Raw genomic sequence first — 24,425 nt, 5'->3', positions numbered from 1 at the left:
CTCTGGTTCCCGGACCCGCCTGCCAAGCCCGCCCGGCTGCTGCCGCCGCTCGCCCTCGCCTACATCGGCGACGCCGTCTACGAGGTCGCCGTCCGCCAGCATGTGATGGCCCGCCCGAATTTGCGGCCCCACCACTTGCACGGCCAATCGACGAAATACGTCTCGGCCAAAGCGCAGGCGCAGCTGCTGGAGTTGATCGAGCCGCTGCTCACCGAAGAAGAGAAGGACGTTGTCCGCCAAGGGCGCAACGCGAAATCCGGCACGGTGCCGAAGAACGCCAATGTGCAGGATTACCGCCTTGCCACCGCTTTTGAGAGCTTGGTGGGATACCTTTATTATACCGGAGCGCATGACCGCCTCCGTTGGTTGATCGCTCAGGGATTCGCCCACTTGGAGGATCGCCGGGACCGCGGTTAATTGCGCGTCACACATTGCATAGGAGGATTCCGATGGAGGAACAAGAATGGATCGGCGGCAAGCATTCGCTGCTCGAAGCGCTGCATGCCGGCCGCACGATCAATAAAATTTGGGTGGCCGAAGGCGCCCAGAAGCACCTGACTCAGCCGATCGTGGCTGAAGCCAAAAAACACGGCATCGTCGTCCAGTTCGTGGACAAGCGGAAGCTGGACCAAATGGCGCCCGGCCTGCAGCACCAAGGCGTGGTCGCTCAGGTTGCTCCGTACGCGTACGCTGAGGTGGAGGATTTGCTGGCTGCGGCTCAGGAACGAGGGGAAGCCCCGTTTTTGCTCATTCTGGATGAGATTGAGGATCCGCATAACCTCGGCTCGATTCTCCGGACGGCCGAATGCACCGGGGTCCATGGGGTGATCATCCCCAAGCGCCGCTCCGCTTCCGTGACGGCAACGGTGTCGAAGACCTCGGCCGGGGCCGTGGAATATGTTCCCGTTGCCCGCGTAACCAATCTGGTGCAGACGATGGAGCAGCTGAAGGAAGCGGGCGTATGGATTGTCGGTACAGACGTTGGCGCAACCGAAGAGATGTACCGCAGCGGCAACGTGCTGAGCGGGCCGGTGGCGATCGTCATCGGCAATGAGAACAAAGGCATGGGACGTCTGGTTCGGGAAACCTGCGATGTCTTGGTCAAGCTCCCGATGAACGGACGGCTGAATTCCCTGAACGCTTCGGTTGCCGCCGGGGTCATCATGTACGAAGTGCTGCGCAAACGACGCGCTGAAGGATAGAGGCCATGCGCGATTGGCGCGATGTGCTATTGGTTGACGGGTACAACATGATCGGCGGGTGGCCCGAGCTGGCCGCATTGTCCAAGCAGGATCTTCAGGCCGCGCGGGACAGGTTGCTAGAGCGGCTCGCCGATTATCAAGCTTTTTCCGGGAGAAAGGTCATCGTGGTCTTCGACGCTTACCGGGTTCCGGGGCTGGGGAAGGCCTACTCTCAGAATAAGGTGGAGATGGTGTTCACCAAAGAGAAGGAGACGGCGGATGAATGTATCGAACGGCTGGTCGTTGAGCTCAGCCACCGGCGCCGGCAAATCTATGTTGCGACCAGCGATATGGTGGAGCAGCACGTGATTTTTGCGCAAGGAGCCTTGCGGGTGTCGGCCCGTGAACTTTTGATCCAGGTGGAGCAAAGCGAGAAGGAGATTCAGGCCAAAATTGCGGAGCGCAGCGCCAATTCCAGCCGGAATACGCTGGATGCCAAGCTGAGTCCGGAGCTGCGACAGCTGTTCGAACGATGGCGCAGGGAATGAAAGGGCATTCTCCAGTTCTACTACCAAATGCCCTTGACAAAGTTCGACTTTACATCTTTTGGTACTTTTGCGGTTGACGCTAATATGCACCTTCATATATACTGTTCGTATTACTTGAATGAGTGACGGGGAACCGTGCGTTGCGGCCGGAGGGATTTGTGGTGAGTGTCAAACTCGAAACATGGGTAAGGTTTGACTATGAGATCCAAAGTGACGAAGACATCGTCGAAGCGGTTCGGGATGGCGACAGTGAAGCGCTCGAGTACTTGATCAACAAGTACCGCAGCTTCGTGCGCGCCAAGGCCAGGTCTTATTTTCTCATCGGCGCCGACCGCGAAGATATTATCCAGGAAGGCATGATCGGGCTCTACAAATCGATCCGGGACTTTCGGGGGGATAAGCTGGCTTCGTTCAAAGCGTTCGCGGAGTTATGCATCACACGCCAGATTATCACCGCCATCAAGACGGCAACCAGGCAGAAGCATATTCCGCTGAACTCGTACGTTTCCTTGGACAAGCCCATCTACGATGAGGAATCGGATCGGACGCTGCTTGACGTCATTTGCGGCTCTCAGGTGAGCGATCCGGAGGAGCTTATCATCAACCAGGAGGAGTTTACCGGCCTGGAGGACAAGATGTCCGAGATCCTCAGCGATCTGGAACGCAAGGTATTGATGCTCTACCTGGACGGCAGATCCTATCAGGAGATTGCAGTGGATCTGGACCGCCACGTTAAATCGATCGACAACGCCCTGCAGCGGGTGAAGCGCAAGCTGGAACGTTATCTGGAAGTCCGAGACGGCAGTATCTGAACTTATATCGGTTACATAATGAAGTAAATCCAAGGGTTGCCTGGCTGCAGGAAGCCCTTTTTTTACCACGTTCCAACCGTCGTTATCTGGCCCGTCAAGGCCGGATTCACAAAATTCCGCTTGGCGTTATCCGCCTTTTCTCTCTCCTCTCCGAATCCGCTCCTCGGTGGAATTCTCAGCCTAAGGGTTTATCTTCCAAATTCGTGAGCTATACTATAATTAATCGAAGAGCTCCGCGGGATGTCTCGTTGACACAGGTAGTGCCATGTGATAAAGTGTTTTAGGTAGGCCTAATTTTGTGTTTCCCTTTTTTAGGCGGCAACATTCGAATTTAGGTCAATTTAGAGACAGCTCATTCTAGAATGTCTTCGGGAGGTGCACATCATGCGGGTAATAATTACGTTGGCTTGTACGAATTGCAAACAAAGAAACTACACGACAACGAAAAACAAGCGTAACCACCCCGACCGCATGGAGATGAAGAAATTTTGCAAGTTTTGTAACGAGCAAGTTCCTCATCGCGAAACCAGATAGTTTTTGGAGGTGTAGTCGCGCATGAAACGTAGTTTCAAGTCGTTGTTTTCTTTTTTCTCTGAGAGCTGGGCTGAGCTTAAAAAGGTTCGCTGGCCTAATCGTAAAGAGCTGACTAATTATACGCTGATTGTGCTCGGTACAATTACCGTTGTCGCGATTTATTTTTGGGTTCTGGACATCGGCATCTCTGCTGTGATCGAAGCGATAATTTAAGAAGGGTCCCTAGGTGGCTTGATATGGAAAAAAGATGGTACGTCGTTCATACCTACTCCGGGTATGAGAACAAAGTCAAAGCCAATTTGGAAAAACGCGTCGAGTCCATGGGCATGGAAGACAAGATATTCCGCGTTCTTGTTCCGATGGAAGAAGAAGTGGTGAACAAAGACGGTAAGAAGAAGACTGTCATGCGTAAAGTTTACCCCGGTTACGTCTTGGTGGAAATGATCCAAACCGACGATTCTTGGTATGTTGTCCGCAACACGCCGGGAGTCACCGGGTTTGTCGGCTCTACGGGTTCCGGTTCCAAGCCTACGCCGCTGCTCCCTGAAGAAGTGGATCAGATTTTGGCGCATATGGGCATGGAGGAGCCGAAGCCGGTCATCGAATTCGAGCTTAAGGAATCCGTGCGCATCAAGGTTGGTCCGTTTGCCAATTTTGTCGGATCGATTGAGGAGATTTTGACCGACAAGAGCAAGGTGAAGGTTCACGTCAACATGTTTGGACGAGAAACCCCGCTTGAGCTGGATTACACTCAGGTGGAGAAGATATAATTGGTTATTCAAAAAGTTGACTTTTTGAATTTCCTCTATTAAGGTTTCTTAGGGTTTCAAAGTGGGAGGAGCCGAAGGTTCCGTCTACCACTATTAGGGCAAGGAGGTGTTTTACATGGCGAAAAAAGTGATTAAAGTGGTAAAACTGCAAATTCCTGCGGGTAAAGCGAACCCTGCACCTCCGGTAGGTCCGGCGCTGGGTCAAGCGGGTGTCAACATCATGGCATTCTGTAAGGAATTTAACGCACGTACCGCCGATCAAGCAGGTTTGATCATTCCGGTTGAAATTTCGGTGTTTGAAGACCGTTCTTTTACATTCATCACCAAAACTCCTCCGGCAGCCGTTCTGCTTCGCGTTGCAGCGAAGATCGAGAAAGGTTCCGGCGAACCGAACAAGAAGAAAGTGGCTACCGTGAAGCGCGACACCGTTCGTCAAATCGCGGAGCAAAAAATGCCTGACCTGAACGCAGCATCCGTTGAAGCGGCTATGCGCATGGTTGAAGGTACTGCTCGCAGCATGGGCATCACGATCCAAGACTAATCTTGGAGCGTAAGTGGGAGGAATTTCCGCTAATACCACATAGGAGGACGAATTCATGGCTAAACACGGGAAGAAATACCTGGAAGCCGCTAAGCTGATTGACAGCGAAGCGACATATGAGCCTTCTGAAGCCGTTGAACTGGTAAAGAAGGCGGCGACTGCAAAATTCGACGAAACCGTTGAAGCTGCTGTTCGTTTGGGCGTAGACCCTCGTAAGCAAGACCAAGCCGTTCGTGGTGTTGTTGTCCTGCCGCATGGCACAGGCAAAACCCAACGCGTATTGGTATTCGCCAAAGGCGAGAAAGCGAAGGAAGCGGAAGCGGCCGGAGCGGATTTCGTCGGCGATCAAGACATGATCAACAAAATCCAACAAGGCTGGTTCGAATTCGATGTCTGCGTAGCTACACCGGACATGATGAGCGAAGTTGGTAAACTCGGCCGTCTGCTCGGCGGTAAAGGCTTGATGCCTAACCCGAAAGCGGGCACAGTTACGTTTGACGTAGCTAAAGCCGTTCAAGAAATCAAAGCCGGTAAAATCGAGTACCGTCTGGACAAAGCGGGTCAAATCCATGCGCCGATCGGTAAAGTATCGTTTACTTCCGAACAATTGAATGAGAACCTCAAAGCTCTCATCGACGCATTGAACCGGGCTAAACCGGCCGCTGCCAAAGGCGTTTACTTGAAGAATATCGCGATTTCTTCGACCATGGGCCCAAGCGCTCGCGTGAATACGGCTGTTTACAGATAATACCTTCCGCCTTTTGCGGAGCAGGGATTGACACCAAGGATTGCCCTTGGTATACTGGAACAGTTGTTTTGATGTGAGACTTAAATAAGAATATGCTTACCGTAGACAGTAGGTGCCGCAAGGCTTAATTTCCTACCGAGGTGTTGTGATAGAACGTCAATGCATGCGGCTTGGCTGTGTGCAGATGATCCGTCAAGCCTTCGTGATTCTGCGGAGGCTTTTTTCAATGCCTTGCGGAAGCAGCAAGAGGCTCATGAATCTAATAGGAGGTGTGCAGTTTGGCAAACGCAAAAGTCATTCAAGCAAAACAAGAAGCCGTTGAAGCTGTAACAACTAAATTGCGCGAAAGCGCAACGACTGTTGTAGCGGACTACCGCGGACTTAATGTTGCTCAAGTTACCGAACTCCGCAAACAGCTTCGTGAAGCTGGCGTGGAATTCCAAGTGCTGAAGAATACGCTCGTTCGCCGCGCTACGGCTGCTGCGGAATTGACTGAGCTGGACGAAGTGTTGACCGGTCCTACGGCCATCGCGTTCAGTGCGGAAGATGCAGTGGCTCCAGCCAAAATCTTGAGCGATTTCGCCAAGAAGAACGATGCCCTGAAAGTGAAAGGTGGCGTGGTTGAAGGCCGTGTAGTTGGCGTCGACCAAATCAAAGCGCTGGCGGATCTTCCGTCCCGCGAAGGTCTCCTTTCGATGCTCCTCAGCGTGCTTCAAGCACCGGTGCGCAACTTCGCACTGGCTGTCAAAGCCGTTGCCGAGAAAGAAGAAGCAAGCGCGTAAGTTAGCTCTGCTGAAGCAAGTGATCTGACTCGCACCCAAAATAAACTATTATATAATGGAGGTTCTACCATGAGTAAAGAAGCAATCTTGGAAGCAATCAAAGGTATGACCGTTCTTGAACTGAACGATCTTGTTAAAGCAATCGAAGAAGAATTCGGCGTAACTGCAGCAGCTCCGGTTGTTGTAGCTGGCGGCGGCGGCGGTGCTGCAGCAGCTGAAGAACAATCCGAATTCGACGTAATCCTGACTAACGCTGGTGCTTCCAAAATCAACGTTATCAAAGTGGTTCGCGAAATCACGGGCCTCGGCTTGAAAGAAGCCAAAGACCTGGTTGACAATGCACCAAAACCACTGAAAGAAAAAGTGGGCAAAGAAGAAGCGGACAGCGTAAAAGCAAAATTGGAAGAAGCAGGCGCAACTGTAGAAGTGAAGTAATCGTTACTTCTCCCATAACAAACCCCTTGAACTTGATTCAAGGGGTTTGTTGCCTATCTCCCCCTTGCGTTCGTAGGGGAGAAATGGATATCATAGGGGACGAGCAGTTCATAGATCAATCGAAGTGATGGAGGGAACACGTAAACCATGTCAGATCACTACTACTCCAGCAAGCCGACAGCGGCGCATGATCGTAAGATCTGGGAAGCTGAGCTGCGGGGACACCATTTCCGTTTTGTCAGCGATGCGGGCGTCTTTGCCAAAGGGGGCGTCGATTTCGGAAGCCGGACTTTAATCGAAGCCATGGACATTCCGGAGGAGGCTGAAGTGCTGGATGTCGGATGCGGATACGGACCGATCGGGCTTGCGGCGGCTAAGTTGGCAGGCCGGGGGCATGTAACGATGGTTGATGTGAATTCCCGTGCCGTGGAATTGGCCAAAGAGAATGCGGCTGCAAACGGTGTGAGCAATGTAACGATTCTGGAAAGCGATTTGTTCTCGGCAGTAGAGGATCGCGCCTTTGATGTGGTGTTGACGAATCCGCCGATTCGCGCCGGCAAGGCTGTTGTACATGCCATCTTTGAAGGGGCTCATGAACGATTGCGTTCTGGCGGTTCATTGTGGGTGGTTATTCAGAAGAAACAAGGGGCGCCGTCGGCAAAGGAGAAGCTGGAGTCGCTATTTGCCCGTGTGGAGGAAGTAACCAAAGAGAAGGGGTACCGCATTTATAAAGCGGTAAAAGCTTGAGGTTGACTTGACAATTTCGATATGTTATTATTATAAAATGTCAGCATTAGGATGCCCTCTGTGGCTTTAGTTTAGTGAAATGTCAATAGTTTTGCGAAAACAATGCATAAAAATGTGTTGTTTTACGTATAATATGCGCATTTTGGATAAACTAATAACTACGGGGACATCAGAGCAGAAACAGACACGGATAAATGATGCTCTTTTTTCGAAAGCATTCGATAAGGGCTTTTCTTTATTTGTGGATGAATCCGTATGGGTCTATTATAAGGGCACAAACACGGGTTCGCAATGTATTTTTAAAGTGAGTAGACATGAGGGGTGAGTTTAAGTTGGCAGGACATCTTGTTCAATATGGTCGACGCACTCGGCGTAGTTATGCGCGAATTAACGAGATACTCGAAGTACCGAACCTGATCGAAATCCAACAGAAATCCTATGAGTGGTTCTTGGAAGAAGGCCTTCGGGAAATGTTCCAAGATATCTCGCCGATTCAGGATTTCACCGGAAATCTGGTGTTGGAGTTTATCGATTACAGCCTGGGCGAACCGAAGTATACGGTGGATGACGCGAAGGAACGCGACGTTACCTATGCGGCGCCGCTTCGGGTTAAAGTCCGGCTTATTAATAAGGAAACCGGCGAAGTCAAAGAGCAGGAAGTGTTTATGGGAGATTTCCCGCTGATGACCGAAACCGGTACGTTCATTATTAACGGTGCGGAACGGGTTATTGTCAGCCAGTTGGTTCGCTCTCCTAGCGTCTATTTCAGTACGAAAGTAGATAAGAACGGTAAGAAAATGTATACCGCAACCGTGATTCCGAACCGCGGCGCTTGGCTCGAGTTGGAGACGGATGCGAAGGATATTATTTACGTGCGGATCGACCGCACTCGTAAAATTCCGGTAACCGTGTTGCTTCGTGCGCTCGGCTTCGGAACGGACGCGGAAATTTTGGATTTGCTCGGTAATGACGAGTATATTCGCAATACGCTCGATAAGGACAATACGGATTCGACAGAGAAAGCCTTGATCGAAATCTACGAACGTCTGCGTCCGGGTGAACCGCCGACCCTGGAGAATGCGAAGAGCTTGCTCGTAGCTCGCTTCTTCGATCCTAAGCGTTACGATCTGGCTAACGTCGGCCGTTACAAAATCAATAAGAAGCTTCACATTAAGAACCGCTTGTTCAACCAACGTCTCGCGGAGACGCTGATTGACACCAACACGGGTGAAATTATCGCCGAAGCCGGCCAAATGGTAGACCGCCGTCTGTTGGACGAGATTTTGCCGCACCTCGAGAGCAACGTTGGGTTCAAGAACTACCATGTTGCCGGCGGCGTGCTTGACGCGGACGATGTACCGCTGCAAACGATCGACGTATTCTCGCCGATCGAAGACGGTAAAGTGGTCAAGGTGATCGCGAACCGCAACATCGATAAATCGGTGAAGCATATTACCCCTGCTGATATTATTTCTTCGATCAGCTATTTTATCAATCTGCTGCACGGCATCGGCAGCACGGACGATATCGATCATCTCGGCAACCGGCGTCTGCGTTCGGTAGGCGAGCTCCTGCAGAACCAATTCCGCATCGGCTTGTCACGGATGGAGCGTGTTGTACGCGAAAGAATGTCGATTCAGGACGCGAATGTGATCACGCCGCAGGCTTTGATCAATATCCGTCCGGTTATTGCGTCGATCAAAGAGTTCTTCGGCAGTTCGCAGCTGTCCCAGTTCATGGACCAAACGAACCCGCTTGCCGAATTGACGCATAAACGCCGTCTTTCCGCGCTGGGGCCGGGCGGTTTGACCCGGGAACGCGCCGGCATGGAAGTGCGTGACGTTCACCCTTCCCACTACGGCCGGATGTGTCCAATCGAAACGCCGGAAGGTCCGAACATCGGCTTGATCAACTCCTTGTCCACCTTCGCGCGGATCAACGAGTACGGCTTCATTGAAGCGCCGTATCGCTGGGTTGATCCGAAGACGGGTACGGTGACGGACCAGGTCGCTTACCTGACGGCGGATGAGGAAGATAACTACATCATCGCACAGGCCAACGCGAAGTTGACGGAAGATAACAAGTTCGAAGAAGAATCGGTGATCGTTCGTTACAACAAACAGTCGGATAACATTCTGACCATGCCGAGCAACCGGGTAGACTACATGGATATTTCGCCAAAACAGGTCGTATCCGTTGCTACCGCGTTGATTCCGTTCCTGGAGAATGACGACTCGAACCGCGCGCTGATGGGTTCGAACATGCAGCGTCAGGCCGTTCCTCTGCTGATTCCAAAGGCTCCGCTCGTCGGAACCGGCATGGAGCATAAGGCAGCTAAGGACTCCGGTGTCTGCATTGTGTCGAAGTATGACGGGATTATCGAACGGTCGGCTGCGAACGAAATTTGGCTGCGCCGGGTGGAAACCATTGACGGCAAGGAAGTCAAAGGCGACCTTGTTAAATATAAATTACACAAGTTTATGCGTTCTAACCAAGGAACCTGCATTAACCAACGTCCGATCGTGAAGCGGGGAGACGTCATTAAGAAGGGCGATATCCTGGCAGACGGTCCTTCGACGGAAATGGGCGAATTGGCGCTGGGCCGCAACGTAGTCGTTGCCTTCATGACTTGGGAAGGTTACAACTACGAGGATGCGATCCTGCTCAGTGAGAAGCTGGTGAAGGAGGACGTATATACTTCGATCCACATCGAGGAATACGAATCCGAAGCCCGCGATACGAAACTGGGGCCGGAGGAAATCACTCGTGACATCCCGAACGTCGGCGAAGAAGCGCTGCGCAATCTGGATGAACGCGGCATTATCCGCGTTGGGGCGGAAATCGCCGCCGGCGATATCCTGGTCGGTAAGGTAACGCCGAAGGGCGTAACCGAATTGACGGCCGAAGAGCGCCTGCTGCACGCGATCTTCGGGGAGAAAGCCCGCGAAGTTCGCGATACCTCCCTGCGCGTACCGCACGGTACGGACGGGATCGTGGTAGACGTGAAGGTATTTACCCGGGATAACGGCGACGAATTGCCGCCGGGCGTAAATCAGCTCGTTCGCGTGTACATCGCGCAGAAGCGGAAGATCTCCGAAGGCGATAAGATGGCCGGACGCCATGGTAACAAAGGGGTTGTGGCTCGGATTTTGCCGGAAGAGGATATGCCGTTTATGCCGGACGGAACCCCGGTACAGGTTGTCCTGAATCCGCTGGGCGTACCTTCGCGGATGAATATCGGGCAGGTCCTGGAAATCCATCTGGGGATGGCCGCCTTGCAAATGGGCATTCACGTAGCTACCCCGGTATTTGATGGTGCCAACGAGGAAGATGTGTTCGACACGATGGAAGAGGCCGGCATGCAACGCAACGGTAAAACGATTCTGTACGACGGACGCACGGGCGAACCGTTTGAACGGGAAGTTACCGTGGGCGTCATGCACATGATCAAACTCGCACACATGGTTGACGATAAGATCCATGCTCGTTCGACAGGTCCTTACTCGCTCGTTACGCAGCAGCCGCTGGGCGGTAAAGCTCAGTTCGGCGGTCAGCGCTTCGGGGAGATGGAAGTGTGGGCGCTGGAAGCTTACGGTGCCGCTTATACGCTGCAAGAGATTCTTACCGTCAAATCGGACGACGTGGTCGGTCGGGTGAAAACCTACGAATCCATCGTCAAGGGAGAAAACGTGCCTGAACCGGGCGTGCCTGAGTCGTTTAAGGTCTTGATCAAAGAGCTGCAAAGCTTGGGTATGGACGTCAAGATTCTGACCGAAAACGAAGAAGAGATCGAGATGAAGGAGATCGACGACGAGGATGATGCGTCGGGCGACAAGCTGAGTCTCAATCTGGAAGGTGCGGAAGTCGGCGTAGAATAGAGCGTTATACAGTCAAATCAGGACTTGGTTAAGGAGGGATGCTCCTTGTTGGACGTCAACAACTTCGAGTTTATGAAAATTGGGCTTGCTTCCCCAGATAAAATTCGTTCTTGGTCCCGCGGAGAAGTAAAGAAACCGGAAACGATTAACTACCGCACGCTGAAGCCGGAGAAGGAAGGGCTGTTCTGCGAAAAGATTTTTGGCCCGACCAAAGACTGGGAATGTCATTGCGGTAAATATAAACGCGTTCGCTACAAAGGCGTCGTCTGCGACCGCTGCGGCGTTGAAGTTACTCGCGCTAAAGTGCGCCGCGAACGGATGGGGCATATCGAGTTGGCAGCGCCGGTGTCCCACATTTGGTACTTCAAAGGGATTCCGAGCCGGATGGGCCTTGCGCTCGACATGTCTCCGCGTTCCCTGGAAGAGATCATTTATTTTGCATCTTATGTTGTGACCGATCCAGGCGAAACGCCGCTGGAGAAAAAGCAGCTTTTGTCCGAGAAGGAATATCGCAGCTACCGCGAGAAATACGGTTACGGATTCCAAGCCGGTATGGGGGCGGAAGCCGTGAAGAAGCTGCTCCAGGATCTCGATATCGACAAAGAGCTTGAATTCCTGAAAGAAGAATTGCGCACGGCCCAAGGTCAACGCCGCAACCGTGCGATCAAACGTTTGGAAGTCATCGAAGCGTTCAAAAGCTCCGGCAACGAGCCGGAGTGGATGATCCTCGACGTGCTTCCGGTCATTCCGCCGGAACTCCGTCCGATGGTTCAGCTCGATGGCGGCCGCTTTGCGACGTCCGACCTGAACGATCTGTACCGCCGCGTCATCAACCGGAACAACCGGTTGAAACGTCTGCTGGACCTTGGCGCGCCAGACATTATCGTCCAAAACGAGAAACGCATGCTGCAGGAAGCCGTTGACGCCCTGATCGACAACGGCCGCCGCGGCCGTCCGGTTACGGGTCCGGGCAACCGTCCATTGAAATCCCTGAGCCATATGCTCAAAGGGAAACAAGGCCGGTTCCGGCAAAACCTGCTGGGGAAACGGGTTGACTACTCCGGTCGTTCCGTTATCGTCGTAGGTCCGTACCTGAAAATGTATCAATGCGGTTTGCCGAAGGAAATGGCGCTGGAGCTGTTTAAGCCTTTTGTCATGAAAGAGCTGGTTAATAAAGGCCTGGCCCATAACATCAAGAGTGCAAAACGTAAAGTCGAACGCGTCAGTCCGGAAGTTTGGGATGTGCTCGAGGAAGTGATTAAGGAGCATCCGGTTCTCTTGAACCGTGCCCCTACGCTTCACCGTCTCGGGATCCAGGCGTTCGAACCGATCCTGGTTGAAGGCCGCGCCATTCGTCTGCACCCGCTCGTATGTACGGCGTATAACGCCGACTTCGACGGCGACCAAATGGCTGTTCACGTACCGTTGTCCGCAGAAGCTCAGGCGGAAGCCCGCATCTTGATGCTGGCGTCCGGCAACATCCTGAACCCGAAAGACGGCAAGCCGGTCGTTACGCCTTCGCAGGATATGGTCCTCGGCTCCTATTATCTGACGATGGATAACAAGGAAGCCAAAGGCGCCGGCATGATCTTGTCTTCGGTCAACGAAGCGGTATCGGCTTATCAACGCGGCACGGCTTCACTGCATGCGCGGGTAGCCATTCCGGCGAAAGCGTTGGGCAAGACCAGCTTTACGGAAGCACAACAAAACGCTTTGTTGATCACGACGGTTGGTAAAATCATTTTCAATGAGATTTTCCCGGCCAGCTTCCCTTACATTAACGAAGCTACGCGCGTCAACTTGTTCCAAGGAACCCCGGATCATTACTTCATCTATGAGAAGGGCGCTAATGTTTTGGAACGGATTATGGCTGCGCCGCAAGCAAGCGGTGTCGGCAAGGAATACCTCGGCGAAATCATCGGCCGCTGCTTCGAAATCTACCATACGACGGAAACCTCCGTCATTCTGGACAGAATCAAGCAAACCGGCTTTACTTACTCGACCCGTGCGGGCGTAAGTATCGCGGTAGCCGACGTTATCGTACCGAAGGAGAAGCAGGAAATCCTGCGTGATTCCGATGAGAAGGTACGCGTGGTTACGAATCAATACCGTCGCGGTTTGATTACGAACGAAGAACGTTATGACCGCGTTATCGATATCTGGTCCAAATGTAAGGACCAAATTACCGACGTGCTCATGAAATCGATGGACCGCTATAACTCCATCATGCTCATGGTTGACTCCAAGGCACGCGGTAACAAATCGCAGATCACCCAGCTGGGCGGGATGCGGGGCCTGATGGCCAACCCGGCGGGCCGGATTATCGAGCTCCCGATTAAATCGAACTTCCGCGAAGGCCTGACCGTCCTCGAGTACTTCCTGTCGACGCACGGTGCGCGGAAAGGTCTGGCCGATACCGCGCTGCGGACCGCCGACTCGGGTTATCTGACTCGCCGTCTCGTAGACGTGGCTCAGGACGTGATCGTGCGGGAAGAAGATTGCGGAACCGATAAAGGCTTTACCGTTGGCGTCATTCAAGACGGTAAAGAGGTCATCGAGGATCTGTACGACCGGATTGAAGGCCGCTACTCGTTCGAGACGATCAAGCATCCGCAAACGGGTGAGATCATCATTCATCGCAATGAATTGATCGATTCCGATAAAGCGCATGAGATCGTGGACGCCGGCATCACCAAGCTGCAAATCCGCTCCGTGCTCAGCTGCCGCGCCCGTCATGGCGTGTGCAAGAAGTGCTACGGACGCAACCTGGCTACCGGGAAACACGTGGAGATCGGGGAAGCCGTCGGCATCATCGCGGCCCAATCGATCGGCGAACCGGGAACCCAGCTCACCATGCGTACGTTCCATACCGGGGGCGTTGCGGGTGATGATATTACCCAAGGTCTTCCGCGGATTCAAGAGCTGTTCGAAGCCCGGAATCCGAAGGGCCAAGCGACGATCAGTGAGATCGACGGCGTGATCAAAGAGATTCGTGAAGCCAAGGACCGCCGCGAAATCGAGGTTCAGGGCGAAGCGGAAACGAAGGTGTACTCCGTCACTTACGGTTCTCGCCTGCGCGTCAGCGAAGGCGACGAGATCGAAGCCGGCGACGAGCTGACCGATGGTTCGATCGACCCGAAAGAAATTTTGCGCATCAAAGGGATTCGCGGCGTACAGAACTACATTTTGCAGGAAGTACAACGCGTATACCGGAACCAAGGCGTAGAAATCAACGACAAGCACGTTGAGGTTATGATTCGCCAGATGCTGCGCAAGATCCGGATCGTGGATGCCGGCGATACGCCGCTTCTGCCGGGCTCTTTCGTTGACTTGCATGAATACGAAGTTGCGAATAAAGACGCGATCTTGTCCGGCAAAGAGCCGGCGGTTGCCAAACCGGTGCTGCTCGGGATTACGAAAGCGTCGCTCGAAACCGACTCCTTCCTGTCCGCCGCTTCCTTCCAGGAAACGACGCGGGTACTTACCGACGCCGCGATCAAAGGGAAAGTCGATAAGCTGCTCGGCTTGAAGGAGAATGTCATCATCGGGAAGCTGATTCCGGCCGGTACCGGCATGAATCGCTACCGCAGCATTCAATTTGAAGAACCGGAGCAAGACGAGGCTGCAGAGGAAAGTCTAGAGCCTGTTTCCGTAGAGTAAAGACGGAACGAAGATAAGCCGGCGCGGCCCTGAAGCGAGTGTGATCCGGGCCGCGCCGGACCTGTCTTCGCCAACGAAATCCGCTGAATAATTTGCTTGACACCGGCTATAGCGGAGTGATACTATATCATAGTGCGTGAGTACGGAATACCCTGTGCTTTGGAGGACGTCATGATGTCTAATGATAAAGGACTACGGGACGCACCGGTGAAGATCGGCACCAAGCAAACCATGCGAATGGTTGAACTTGGACGGGCCGAGGAAGTTTATGTTGCTGAGAATGCAGATCCGCGTCTTACATCAAAGATCGTCGCTTTATGCAACCAACATGCTGTTAAAGTCACCTATGTGGACACGATGGCCAATCTCGGCAAGGCTTGCGGGATTGAAGTGGGAGCGGCGATGGCTGCGATCGTAAAGTCATAGTTGATCGAAAATGTTTTTGCTAATGAGGAAACTCCTTGGCAAAAACATTTCCTTTGTTCTTTTATGAACCGCCTGGGTCTGTGGGCTTAATCAAGAGGTTTGTAAAGAAGATTTGAATTCTGAGGAAGGGGGTGGCAACAACATGCCAACAATTAACCAATTAGTACGTAAAGGACGCCAAGATAAGGTGTACAAATCCAAATCGCCAGCGCTGCAAAGAGGGTTTAACGCTCTGAAACGCGAGGCTACGGATCTGAGCTCTCCGCAAAAACGCGGCGTCTGCACTCGTGTAGGTACGATGACTCCGAAGAAACCAAACTCCGCACTTCGTAAATATGCCCGTGTTCGCTTGACGAACCGTGTAGAGGTGACGGCTTACATTCCAGGGATCGGTCATAACCTGCAAGAGCACAGCGTTGTGCTGATTCGCGGCGGCCGGGTCAAAGACCTTCCAGGTGTACGTTATCATATCGTACGCGGAGCTTTGGACACCGCTGGGGTGAACAACCGGATGCAAGCTCGTTCCAAATACGGCGCGAAACGTCCGAAAGCGAAGAAATCCTAAGATCATTCGTGATCGAAAGACGACTTTTTGAACTACCGTTCAATGAAGGTTCAGAAAGTCGGGTTTGGAGCACCGAGAAGGTTGGATGAAGCTAGGGACTGAGTAGCGGAGCGTACGTAATGGGTACGTGAGCAACGGAAGGTCCGGCTGAATTCAAGATTCGATGCCGAATCAACTTCTCTGTTCCTGCTCGTGATCGAAAGACGGCTTTTTGAACTACAGCTTAGGTTAATTATTGCTGAAAGGGGGATAACAAACTATGCCACGCAAAGGTCCAGTTACGAAAAGAGACGTGTTGCCAGATCCGGTGTATAACAGCAAACTCGTTACTCGCTTGATCAACCGCATCATGCTTGACGGTAAACGCGGCGTTGCTCAAAGCATTCTGTACAATGCGTTCAACATCATTCAAGAACGTACGGGGAATGACCCGATGGAAGTGTTTGAAGCAGCGATCAAAAATATCATGCCTGTACTGGAAGTTAAAGCTCGCCGTGTCGGCGGTGCAAACTACCAGGTTCCGATCGAGGTTAAACCAGAGAGACGTACATCCTTGGGATTACGTTGGCTCGTGAACTACTCCCGCAACCGCGGCGAGAAAACGATGGAAGAGCGTTTGGCTGCCGAGATCATCGACGCATCCAACAACACAGGCGCTTCCGTAAAGAAACGCGAAGATACGCACAAAATGGCGGAAGCGAACAAAGCGTTCGCGCACTACCGTTGGTAGGATAACGCCCGTATTTCAAAATTTATATTTTGAAGGGAGACAGATTCATGGCAAGAGAGTTCTCCTTGAAAAATACACGTAATATCGGGATCATGGCGCATATTGACGCCGGTAAGACAACCACGACGGAACGGATCTTGTTCTATACAGGCCGTACGCACAAAATCGGGGAAGTTCACGAGGGTGCTGCGACAATGGACTGGATGGAACAAGAGCAAGAGCGCGGAATCACGATTACGTCCGCTGCGACGACCGCTCAATGGAAAGGTCACCGCGTAAATATCATCGATACCCCGGGACACGTCGACTTCACGGTTGAAGTCGAACGTTCCCTGCGTGTATTGGACGGGGCTGTAGGCGTGTTCAGTGCTAAGGAAGGCGTTGAACCGCAGTCTGAAACCGTTTGGAGACAGGCTGACAAGTACAGCGTTCCTCGGATCGCTTATGTCAACAAAATGGATATCATCGGTGCGGACTATCTGAACGTCGTGAATGATATGCGCGAACGTCTGCAAGCGAACGCAGTTGCGATTCAACTGCCGATCGGTGCGGAAAGTGATTTTGTCGGCATCATTGACATCATCACGCAAAAGGCGTACATCTACAAAGACGACTTGGGTCAAAACATCGAAGAAACCGAAATCCCTGCCGAGTATCTGGCGAAAGTCGAAGAGCTTCGTGCAGAGCTGGTTGAGAAGGTTGCAGAGCTTGATGAAGATTTAACGATGAAATACCTTGAAGGTGAAGAAATCACCATTGAAGAGTTGAAGGCTGCTCTTCGCAAAGGGGTAGTCGAAGTTAAGATCTTCCCGGTTGTCTGCGGTTCTTCCTACCGGAACAAAGGGATTCAGCTGATGCTGGATGCCGTTATCGATTACTTGCCGGCTCCGATTGACGTACCAAGCATCCAAGGTCACTTGGAAGACGGTACGGAAGTGGAACGTCACTCTTCCGATGAAGAGCCGTTCTCGGCGCTTGCATTTAAAATCATGACCGACCCTTACGTGGGTAAGCTGACGTTCTTCCGCGTATACTCCGGTATTTTGCAATCCGGTTCTTATGTGCTGAACGCAACGAAAGGCAAACGCGAACGGATCGGACGTATCCTGCAAATGCACGCCAACAGCCGTCAAGAAATCTCCGAAGTTTACTCCGGTGATATCGCAGCAGCCGTTGGTTTGAAAGATACGGGGACAGGTGATACACTGTGTGATGAGAAGTCTCCAGTTATTCTGGAATCGATGAACTTCCCTGATCCGGTTATCGAAATCGCCGTTGAACCTAAGACGAAAGCCGACCAGGATAAAATGGGCGTTGCTCTCGGTAAATTGACAGAGGAAGACCCAACGCTTCGCGCTCATACGGACGAAGAAACGGGACAAACGATCCTTGCGGGTATGGGTGAGCTTCACCTGGATATCATCATCGATCGGATGCGCCGTGAATTCAAGGTTGAGACGAACGTAGGTAAACCGCAAGTTGCTTACCGTGAAACGTTCAAAGCTCCTGCTCGCGTTGAAGGTAAGTTTGTTCGTCAGTCCGGTGGTCGTGGTCAATACGGTCACGTCTGGGTTGAATTTGAACCTCTGGAGCCAGGTACAGGCAACCAGTTCGACAGCAAAATCGTCGGCGGCGCCGTACCGAGAGAATATATCGCACCTGCACAACAAGGGATCGAAGAAGCAATGCAGAACGGTGTTCTTGCCGGCTTCCCGGTCGTTGACGTGAAGGCGACGATCGTCGATGGTTCTTACCATGACGTCGACTCCAGTGAAATGGCGTTTAAAATCGCCGGCTCGATGGCCCTAAAAGCGGCTAAAGAGAAGTGTCAACCGGTTCTGCTTGAGCCGATCATGAAAGTTGAAGTAACGGTACCTGAGGAGTACATGGGTGACGTTATGGGTATGCTGAACTCTCGCCGCGGCCGTATCGAAGGTATGGATTCCCGTGGTGGTGCGCAAATTATCCGTGCGAAAGTGCCTCTCTCCGAAATGTTCGGTTACTCGACAACGCTTCGTTCCGGTACGCAAGGACGCGGTGTGTTCTCGATGGAACTCTCTCATTATGAAGAAGTTCCTAAGACCATTGCTGAAGAAATCGTATCCAAGAACAAAGGCGGAGAATAATTTAGTGTATTTACCGGTCGGGGGACTTGTTCTTCCGAACGGTCACACATAACAATCCATATTTTAAGGAGGAACTGTTTAAAATGGCAAAGGCTAAATACGAACGTACAAAACCGCACGTTAATATCGGTACGATTGGTCACGTCGACCATGGTAAAACAACTCTGACTGCAGCCATCACGACTGTATTGTCCAAAACATATGGCGGTGCTGCCGTAGCATTCGACCAAATCGACAAAGCTCCAGAAGAACGCGAACGCGGGATCACAATCTCGACGGCTCACGTTGAGTATGAAACTAACAACCGCCACTACGCACACGTTGACTGCCCAGGGCACGCCGACTATGTTAAAAACATGATCACCGGCGCAGCACAAATGGACGGCGCAATCCTGGTTGTATCCGCAGCTGACGGCCCAATGCCGCAAACTCGCGAGCACATCCTGTTGTCCAAAAACGTAGGCGTTCCTTACATCGTCGTATTCCTGAACAAATGCGACATGGTTGAAGACGAAGAGTTGCTTGAACTGGTTGAAATGGAAGTTCGCGACCTGCTGAACGAATATGATTTCCCAGGCGACGACACTCCAATCATCCGCGGTTCCGCTCGTGAAGCTCTGCAAAACCCAGACGGCGAATGGGCTAAGAAAATCGTTGAAATGTTCGAAGTGATCGACGAGTACATTCCGCTCCCAGAACGCCCAGTCGACAAACCATTCCTGATGCCTGTCGAGGACGTATTCTCGATCACAGGTCGTGGTACGGTAGCAACTGGCCGTGTAGAACGCGGTACGGTTAAAGTCGGCGACGAAATTGAAATCGTGGGTATCGTTGAAGAAACGAAAAAATCCGTCGTTACCGGCGTTGAAATGTTCCGTAAATTGCTCGATTCCGCTCAAGCGGGCGACAACATCGGCGCATTGCTCCGCGGTGTTGACCGTAAAGAAATCGAACGCGGTCAAGTATTGGCTAAACCAGCTTCCGTTAACCCGCATACTGAGTTCACCGCTCAAGTATACGTATTGACGAAAGAAGAAGGCGGACGTCATAAACCTTTCTTCACAGGTTACCGTCCACAATTCTATTTCCGTACAACTGACGTAACAGGGATCATCAACCTGCCAGAAGGTACAGAAATGGTTATGCCTGGTGACAACATCGAAGTTACCGTTCAACTGATCTCCCCGATCGCGATCGAAGAAGGAACTCGCTTCTCCATCCGCGAAGGCGGCCGTACAGTTGGATCCGGCGCTGTTGTTAAAATTACGAAATAAGAAGGCTTTGCAGCTTGAAGAAAAGAGCTGCTCTCCGGTTTCGGAGAGCAGCTCTTTTCTCTTTAAGCGAAGATCAACACATTGGCCGGATGCTTTTGCAGGATTATCCCCTTGAATCAGATCGCCGGGAATTGGAGGAGAACTCGTCTCCTCCCCTGAATGAAAGGGATAATCGTGCAAAGGGAGCGTAAGGGACACATCAGAGCGAACCCCACTTAATCATTGCAGATGATGTACAGTTATTCGGTACTCGCGCAAGGTCCGAAGCTAAGAAATTGAATTAAAGGTAGAAAAATAAATATATGTATATAATGTGAAAATAATTACATAAAAAAGGAATTAAAGCTATAATAAAGGAAATAAAAGGAAAGGTGGTTAGCTAGATGAGAAAAATATTGTCCTTGGCTCTCTTTTTGGTTGTATTAGCTCAATGTATGACAGCTACAGTTAATGCAGAAGAAAGTAAAGCTCCTAAGACAATAAAAGTTGAAATTGTTATTGATGGGAAATCAACAATACTTGAAGGGGAGGCTGCTCAAGATTATGTAAATCAGAAGGTTATAGAAGAGCAAAAAATGATGAGTCTCAAAAGAGAACTTGCCATGCAAAGATCCCCCTTACAAAAATCGCAAAATCAAAATAAAAGTGAGAAAAGTCCCAACACGGTTACTTATTATTATACTTATGAACAAAGGGGATATAATGAAAACGCCCATCGACCAAGTTTAAAACAAAGGATAACGCAACAATGGAAAAATAGCAGCTCAATCACTCAATCCCATACTTTCTCATATAGTAGTTCAAGTGAATGGTCGATCAACTTAGATGTGAGTGGTAAATTTAAAGAAGCAGTGACAGTCGCATTGGGAGGTTCATGGACAAATAAGTACAGTGCATCTGATTCGGTGACCATGAATGTTCCAGCTGGAAAAACCATGTATATGACTTATTATCCAATTATGAAGAACTCATGGGGTTATTCTCAAAAATGGATGAAAGGTAGATATTCTGCTCCTGATACTAAAATGGAAGAAGTTTGGGTTGATACCTATTCCCCAAAATCAATTTACAATAATTTGTTGAAGAAAAACGTTCCTGATGGAGTATACGAGTGGGTAGAAGAATGATCAAATTTGGTATTCAATTGTTGTTTTTTACTCTTTTTCAGTTTCTTTTGTTTTCTGAAGCGGATGCGTTTCGTAGAGCTATTAGCCGTAGTGACGTTGTGGATCTAAGCGGATTATTATACTCCGTAACAATCATCGAGCTAATTATTTCGGTTTTAATTTTAGGTGTAGGATTTCTTCGAAATGTCAACCATAAATGGACGGGCTTTAAGTTTGGTGACAAAGATAACACAGCCTAAAGCAAAGAGCTGTTTCCCGCTTTACGGGAAGCGGCTTTTTGTTTCGCTGCGTGCCCAGCTAAGCACGCATCTTCTAGCCATTGAAAGTCCGGATGCGAAATATGTTGAAGCCCGCGTAACTGCGGTGAACGAAATTGCCGGTCAGATCAAGCTGCTGTCGCTGAATGCTTCCATTAAAGCGGCGAGAGCGGGGGACCACGGAATTATAAACCATCATGAAGCGCTGGGCCTTGGATGCGCGCTTTTTTTGTGCCGTCCGCGGCAGGCGGGATGGCAAGCGGAACCTTTAGATTTTATGCTTGCATTCCGCCTATCTTTTCTATATAATAGTGAATGTTGTTCTGTGACGTTGCGATGATGTGAGAGGTTACTGACACACCCGGCCCCTTTGCCATGGGAGGGCGGTCAGAAAATTTTCACGGAGTATGTCCGATACTAAATTGGGCGATAGAAGGAGGGACTAAAATGGCAAAGCAAAAAATTCGTATTCGTTTGAAAGCTTACGACCACAGAATTCTTGATCAATCCGCAGAGAAAATCGTTGAAACAGCAAAACGTTCGGGTGCTGGCGTATCCGGGCCGATTCCGCTGCCAACTGAGAAACAAGTGATTACTATTCTCCGTGCGGTGCACAAGTACAAGGATTCCCGGGAGCAATTCGAACAACGGACGCACAAACGTCTGATCGACATTGTGAACCCGACTCCACAAACTGTGGATGCCTTGATGCGCTTGGACCTGCCGTCCGGTGTAGATATCGAAATCAAATTGTAATACCTACTATATGTAAGGTAACCAGGAAAGGAAAAGAGGTGTCAACATGAAAGGTATCTTAGGGAAAAAACTTGGAATGACTCAAGTGTTTACTCCGGAGGGGAATGTCATTCCCGTAACGGTTATTGAGGCAAGCTCTAACGTGGTTCTGCAGAAGAAAGATCTGGAGAATGACGGCTATGAAGCGATCCAAATCGGTTATGCCGATAAGAAGGAAGCAAGAGCAAACAAACCGGAAGTTGGGCATGCGAAGAAAGCAGGCGCAACGCCTAAGCGCTACGTTCGCGAAATTCGCGGTGTTGATTTGGCAGGATACGAGGTTGGCCAAGAGGTCAAAGTCGATATTTTTGCTGAAGGCGAATTTGTTGACGTAACAGGTATTTCGAAGGGTAAAGGGTTCCAAGGCGTTATCAAACGCTGGGGACAAAGCCGCGGCCCGATGGCTCACGGTTCCCGTTACCATCGCAGACCGGGTTCGATGGGTTCCATTCAGGCGAACCGTGTTCCGAAAGGCAAACACCTTCCAGGACATATGGGTAGCGAAACCGTAACGATCCAAAACCTCGAAATCGTGCGCGTGGATGCAGAACGCAACGTACTGCTTGTTAAAGGCTCGATTCCAGGTCCTAAAAACAGCTTCGTAAAAATCAAACAAACCATTAAGAAATAAGTAGCCCTCAAGAAAGGAGGAACAACAAATGCCAAAAGTAGCACTTTTCAATATTAGCGGTAGCCAAGTAGGCGAAGTGGAATTGAACGATGCCGTATTCGGAATTGAGCCGAACACGCATGTTCTTCATGAAGCTGTAGTGATGCAGCGCGCTTCCCTGCGTTTCGGTACGCATAAAGTCAAAGGACGCTCCGAAGTTCGTGGCGGCGGCCGTAAGCCTTGGAAACAAAAAGGTACGGGCCGTGCGCGTCAAGGTTCGATCCGCGCTCCTCAATGGAAAGGCGGCGGCACGGTATTCGGACCAACTCCGCGCAGCTATTCCTACAAACTGCCTAAGAAAGTTCGTCGTTTGGCGATCAAATCGGCGCTTTCGTCGAAAGTGATCGATCAGGACATCATCGTATTGGACGCTCTTGCGATGAACGCCCCTAAAACGAAGGAATTCGCAGCGATTTTGAACAACCTGAAAGTGGAACGCAAAGCGTTGGTCGTGGCTCCTAGCTATGACGACAACTTGGCGCTCTCCGCACGCAACATTCCAGGCGTTAAATTCGTAGCGGCAGACGGCATTAATGTTCTTGACGTGCTGACGCACGACAAACTGATCATTACGAAAGAAGCAGTTCAGAAGGTAGAGGAGGTGCTCGCGTAATGAAAGATCCTCGCGATATTATCAAACGCCCGGTGATTACGGAACGGTCTACGGAATACATGAACGATCTGAAGTATGTTTTCGAAGTAGATCTTCGTGCCAACAAAACCGAAATCAAGCAAGCTGTTGAATCGATTTTCGGCGTGAAGGTGAAGAACGTAAACACCCTGCGTGTTCCTGGGAAGCTGAAACGTTACGGACGCTACTCCGGATACACTCCCGAATGGAAGAAAGCTTTTGTTACATTGACGGCGGACAGCAAGCCGCTTCAATTCTTTGAATCGGTATAAAATCGTTTAAAGTAAGGAGGGAAATCTCGTGCCAATTAAAAAGTACAAACCGACATCCCCGGCAAGACGCGCTATGAGCGTATCGACCTTCGAAGAAATTACGACGGATCAGCCGGAGAAATCTTTGCTTGCGCCGCTGAGCAAAACGGCTGGCCGCAACAACCAAGGTAAAATCACTGTTCGTCACCACGGCGGCGGACATAAACGTAAATACCGCATCATCGACTTCAAACGGAACAAAGATGGAATTCCAGGCCGCGTTGCTACGATCGAATACGATCCGAACCGGACTTCGAACATCGCTTTGATCCATTATGCCGATGGTGAGAAACGCTACATCATCGCTCCGAAAGGCTTGAAAGTGGGCGACGTGATCGAATCCGGCGCAGGTTCCGATATCAAAATCGGTAACGCTATGCCGCTGGAGAACATCCCGGTGGGTACTGTAATCCACAACATCGAGCTGAAACCTGGCAAAGGCGGACAACTCGTGCGTGCTGCCGGTACGGAAGCTCAATTGCTCGGTAAAGAGGATAAATACGTAACGATCCGCCTGTCTTCCGGCGAAGTTCGTAAAGTCCTGAAAGTTTGCCGCGCAACGATCGGTTCCGTAGGTAACGGTGACCACGAGCTTGTGAAAATCGGTAAAGCGGGACGCAGCCGCTGGCTCGGACAACGTCCGGAAGTGCGCGGTGTCGTCATGAACCCGAACGATCACCCTCACGGTGGTGGTGAAGGTCGCGCTCCGATCGGCCGTAAATCTCCGTTGTCTCCTTGGGGCAAACCGACCCTGGGTTACAAAACGCGTAAAAAAGGCAAAGCTTCTGATAAATATATCGTTCGCCGTCGTACGAAGTAATCCGCATTTCGCGGATCACTTCGCGGCATGAACGAACCGTAACTTGCAGCGCATTGC

Annotated in this window: 26 protein-coding genes and 1 other annotated feature; all 26 genes read left to right on the top strand. The window is 51.0% G+C overall.

The annotated features are described in order from the left end of the window. Positions 1–417 (top strand): Mini-ribonuclease 3 (locus BN3795_RS05470; RefSeq protein ID WP_068783706.1); only part of this gene is annotated, 417 nt, incomplete at its 5' end. Positions 418–449: 32 nt separating this feature from the next. Beyond that, positions 450–1,202 carry a 23S rRNA (guanosine(2251)-2'-O)-methyltransferase RlmB gene (gene rlmB, locus BN3795_RS05465; protein WP_068783705.1) on the top strand — a complete coding sequence of 251 codons (753 nt, stop codon included), beginning with the start codon at positions 450–452 and terminating at the stop codon, positions 1,200–1,202. Between the two features lie 5 nt (positions 1,203–1,207). Next, positions 1,208–1,729: an NYN domain-containing protein gene (locus tag BN3795_RS05460; RefSeq protein WP_068783704.1), complete on the top strand. Its 522-nt coding sequence runs from the start codon at positions 1,208–1,210 to the stop codon at positions 1,727–1,729. 158 nt (positions 1,730–1,887) lie between these two features. Then, positions 1,888–2,541, top strand: coding sequence for an RNA polymerase sporulation sigma factor SigH (gene sigH / locus BN3795_RS05455; protein ID WP_408635006.1), 654 nt, complete (start codon positions 1,888–1,890; stop codon positions 2,539–2,541). 384 nt (positions 2,542–2,925) lie between these two features. Then, on the top strand, positions 2,926–3,075 hold the full coding sequence (rpmG, locus tag BN3795_RS24965) for a 50S ribosomal protein L33 (RefSeq protein WP_071784256.1): 150 nt from the start codon (positions 2,926–2,928) through the stop codon (positions 3,073–3,075). A gap of 21 nt (positions 3,076–3,096) precedes the next feature. Then, positions 3,097–3,288, top strand: coding sequence for a preprotein translocase subunit SecE (gene secE / locus BN3795_RS05450; RefSeq protein ID WP_009226623.1), 192 nt, complete (start codon positions 3,097–3,099; stop codon positions 3,286–3,288). Positions 3,289–3,311: 23 nt separating this feature from the next. Beyond that, positions 3,312–3,845, top strand: coding sequence for a transcription termination/antitermination protein NusG (gene nusG, locus BN3795_RS05445; protein ID WP_068783702.1), 534 nt, complete (start codon positions 3,312–3,314; stop codon positions 3,843–3,845). A 115-nt stretch (positions 3,846–3,960) separates the two neighbouring features. Beyond that, positions 3,961–4,386, top strand: coding sequence for a 50S ribosomal protein L11 (rplK, locus tag BN3795_RS05440; RefSeq protein ID WP_016310704.1), 426 nt, complete (start codon positions 3,961–3,963; stop codon positions 4,384–4,386). Between the two features lie 55 nt (positions 4,387–4,441). Continuing rightward, positions 4,442–5,134, top strand: a complete 693-nt coding sequence (gene rplA / locus BN3795_RS05435; protein ID WP_068783701.1) for a 50S ribosomal protein L1 — start codon at positions 4,442–4,444, stop codon at positions 5,132–5,134. Positions 5,135–5,215: 81 nt separating this feature from the next. After that, positions 5,216–5,368 (top strand) — a sequence feature (ribosomal protein L10 leader region). Between the two features lie 44 nt (positions 5,369–5,412). Further along, positions 5,413–5,916: a 50S ribosomal protein L10 gene (gene rplJ / locus BN3795_RS05430; RefSeq protein ID WP_068783700.1), complete on the top strand. Its 504-nt coding sequence runs from the start codon at positions 5,413–5,415 to the stop codon at positions 5,914–5,916. 69 nt (positions 5,917–5,985) lie between these two features. Next, on the top strand, positions 5,986–6,351 hold the full coding sequence (rplL, locus tag BN3795_RS05425; RefSeq protein WP_068783699.1) for a 50S ribosomal protein L7/L12: 366 nt from the start codon (positions 5,986–5,988) through the stop codon (positions 6,349–6,351). Between the two features lie 147 nt (positions 6,352–6,498). Continuing rightward, a complete protein-coding gene (locus BN3795_RS05420; RefSeq protein ID WP_068783698.1) occupies positions 6,499–7,098 on the top strand; it encodes a class I SAM-dependent methyltransferase in 600 nt (199 codons plus the stop codon). 332 nt (positions 7,099–7,430) lie between these two features. Then, a complete protein-coding gene (rpoB, locus tag BN3795_RS05415) occupies positions 7,431–10,976 on the top strand; it encodes a DNA-directed RNA polymerase subunit beta (protein ID WP_068783697.1) in 3,546 nt (1,181 codons plus the stop codon). A gap of 45 nt (positions 10,977–11,021) precedes the next feature. After that, positions 11,022–14,636, top strand: a complete 3,615-nt coding sequence (rpoC, locus tag BN3795_RS05410; RefSeq protein ID WP_068783696.1) for a DNA-directed RNA polymerase subunit beta' — start codon at positions 11,022–11,024, stop codon at positions 14,634–14,636. Between the two features lie 174 nt (positions 14,637–14,810). After that, positions 14,811–15,062 carry a ribosomal L7Ae/L30e/S12e/Gadd45 family protein gene (locus BN3795_RS05405; protein WP_068783695.1) on the top strand — a complete coding sequence of 84 codons (252 nt, stop codon included), beginning with the start codon at positions 14,811–14,813 and terminating at the stop codon, positions 15,060–15,062. A 142-nt stretch (positions 15,063–15,204) separates the two neighbouring features. Continuing rightward, entirely contained in the window at positions 15,205–15,627 is a 423-nt protein-coding gene (gene rpsL / locus BN3795_RS05400) for a 30S ribosomal protein S12 (protein WP_018753998.1), read from the top strand. Positions 15,628–15,886: 259 nt separating this feature from the next. Then, positions 15,887–16,357 carry a 30S ribosomal protein S7 gene (gene rpsG, locus BN3795_RS05395; RefSeq protein WP_046680956.1) on the top strand — a complete coding sequence of 157 codons (471 nt, stop codon included), beginning with the start codon at positions 15,887–15,889 and terminating at the stop codon, positions 16,355–16,357. A 47-nt stretch (positions 16,358–16,404) separates the two neighbouring features. Further along, the gene (fusA, locus tag BN3795_RS05390) at positions 16,405–18,483 is read left to right on the top strand and encodes an elongation factor G (protein WP_068783694.1); all 2,079 of its coding nucleotides are present in this window, start codon (positions 16,405–16,407) and stop codon (positions 18,481–18,483) included. A gap of 83 nt (positions 18,484–18,566) precedes the next feature. Further along, a complete protein-coding gene (gene tuf, locus BN3795_RS05385; RefSeq protein ID WP_068783693.1) occupies positions 18,567–19,757 on the top strand; it encodes an elongation factor Tu in 1,191 nt (396 codons plus the stop codon). Positions 19,758–20,140: 383 nt separating this feature from the next. Next, complete coding sequence (locus BN3795_RS05380; protein WP_068783692.1) at positions 20,141–20,884, top strand: hypothetical protein; 744 nt, start codon at positions 20,141–20,143, stop codon at positions 20,882–20,884. 183 nt (positions 20,885–21,067) lie between these two features. Further along, on the top strand, positions 21,068–21,481 hold the full coding sequence (locus BN3795_RS25470; RefSeq protein ID WP_198524655.1) for a hypothetical protein: 414 nt from the start codon (positions 21,068–21,070) through the stop codon (positions 21,479–21,481). Between the two features lie 107 nt (positions 21,482–21,588). Beyond that, complete coding sequence (gene rpsJ, locus BN3795_RS05370; RefSeq protein WP_009226637.1) at positions 21,589–21,897, top strand: 30S ribosomal protein S10; 309 nt, start codon at positions 21,589–21,591, stop codon at positions 21,895–21,897. A gap of 46 nt (positions 21,898–21,943) precedes the next feature. Further along, positions 21,944–22,567: a 50S ribosomal protein L3 gene (gene rplC / locus BN3795_RS05365; RefSeq protein ID WP_068783690.1), complete on the top strand. Its 624-nt coding sequence runs from the start codon at positions 21,944–21,946 to the stop codon at positions 22,565–22,567. A gap of 28 nt (positions 22,568–22,595) precedes the next feature. Then, positions 22,596–23,219: a 50S ribosomal protein L4 gene (gene rplD, locus BN3795_RS05360; RefSeq protein WP_068783689.1), complete on the top strand. Its 624-nt coding sequence runs from the start codon at positions 22,596–22,598 to the stop codon at positions 23,217–23,219. Beyond that, the gene (rplW, locus tag BN3795_RS05355; protein ID WP_068783688.1) at positions 23,219–23,509 is read left to right on the top strand and encodes a 50S ribosomal protein L23; all 291 of its coding nucleotides are present in this window, start codon (positions 23,219–23,221) and stop codon (positions 23,507–23,509) included. Before rplD ends, rplW begins: the two co-directional genes overlap by 1 nt. A 28-nt stretch (positions 23,510–23,537) precedes the next feature. Further along, a complete protein-coding gene (gene rplB, locus BN3795_RS05350; protein WP_068783687.1) occupies positions 23,538–24,368 on the top strand; it encodes a 50S ribosomal protein L2 in 831 nt (276 codons plus the stop codon). The last annotated feature ends 57 nt before the right edge of the window (positions 24,369–24,425 follow it).

Source organism: Paenibacillus phocaeensis (assembly GCF_900021165.1).
Classification (GTDB): domain Bacteria; phylum Bacillota; class Bacilli; order Paenibacillales; family Paenibacillaceae; genus Fontibacillus; species Fontibacillus phocaensis.
Note: the sequence above shows the minus strand (reverse complement) of the source record. Positions and strands in the feature narration are given on the sequence as shown.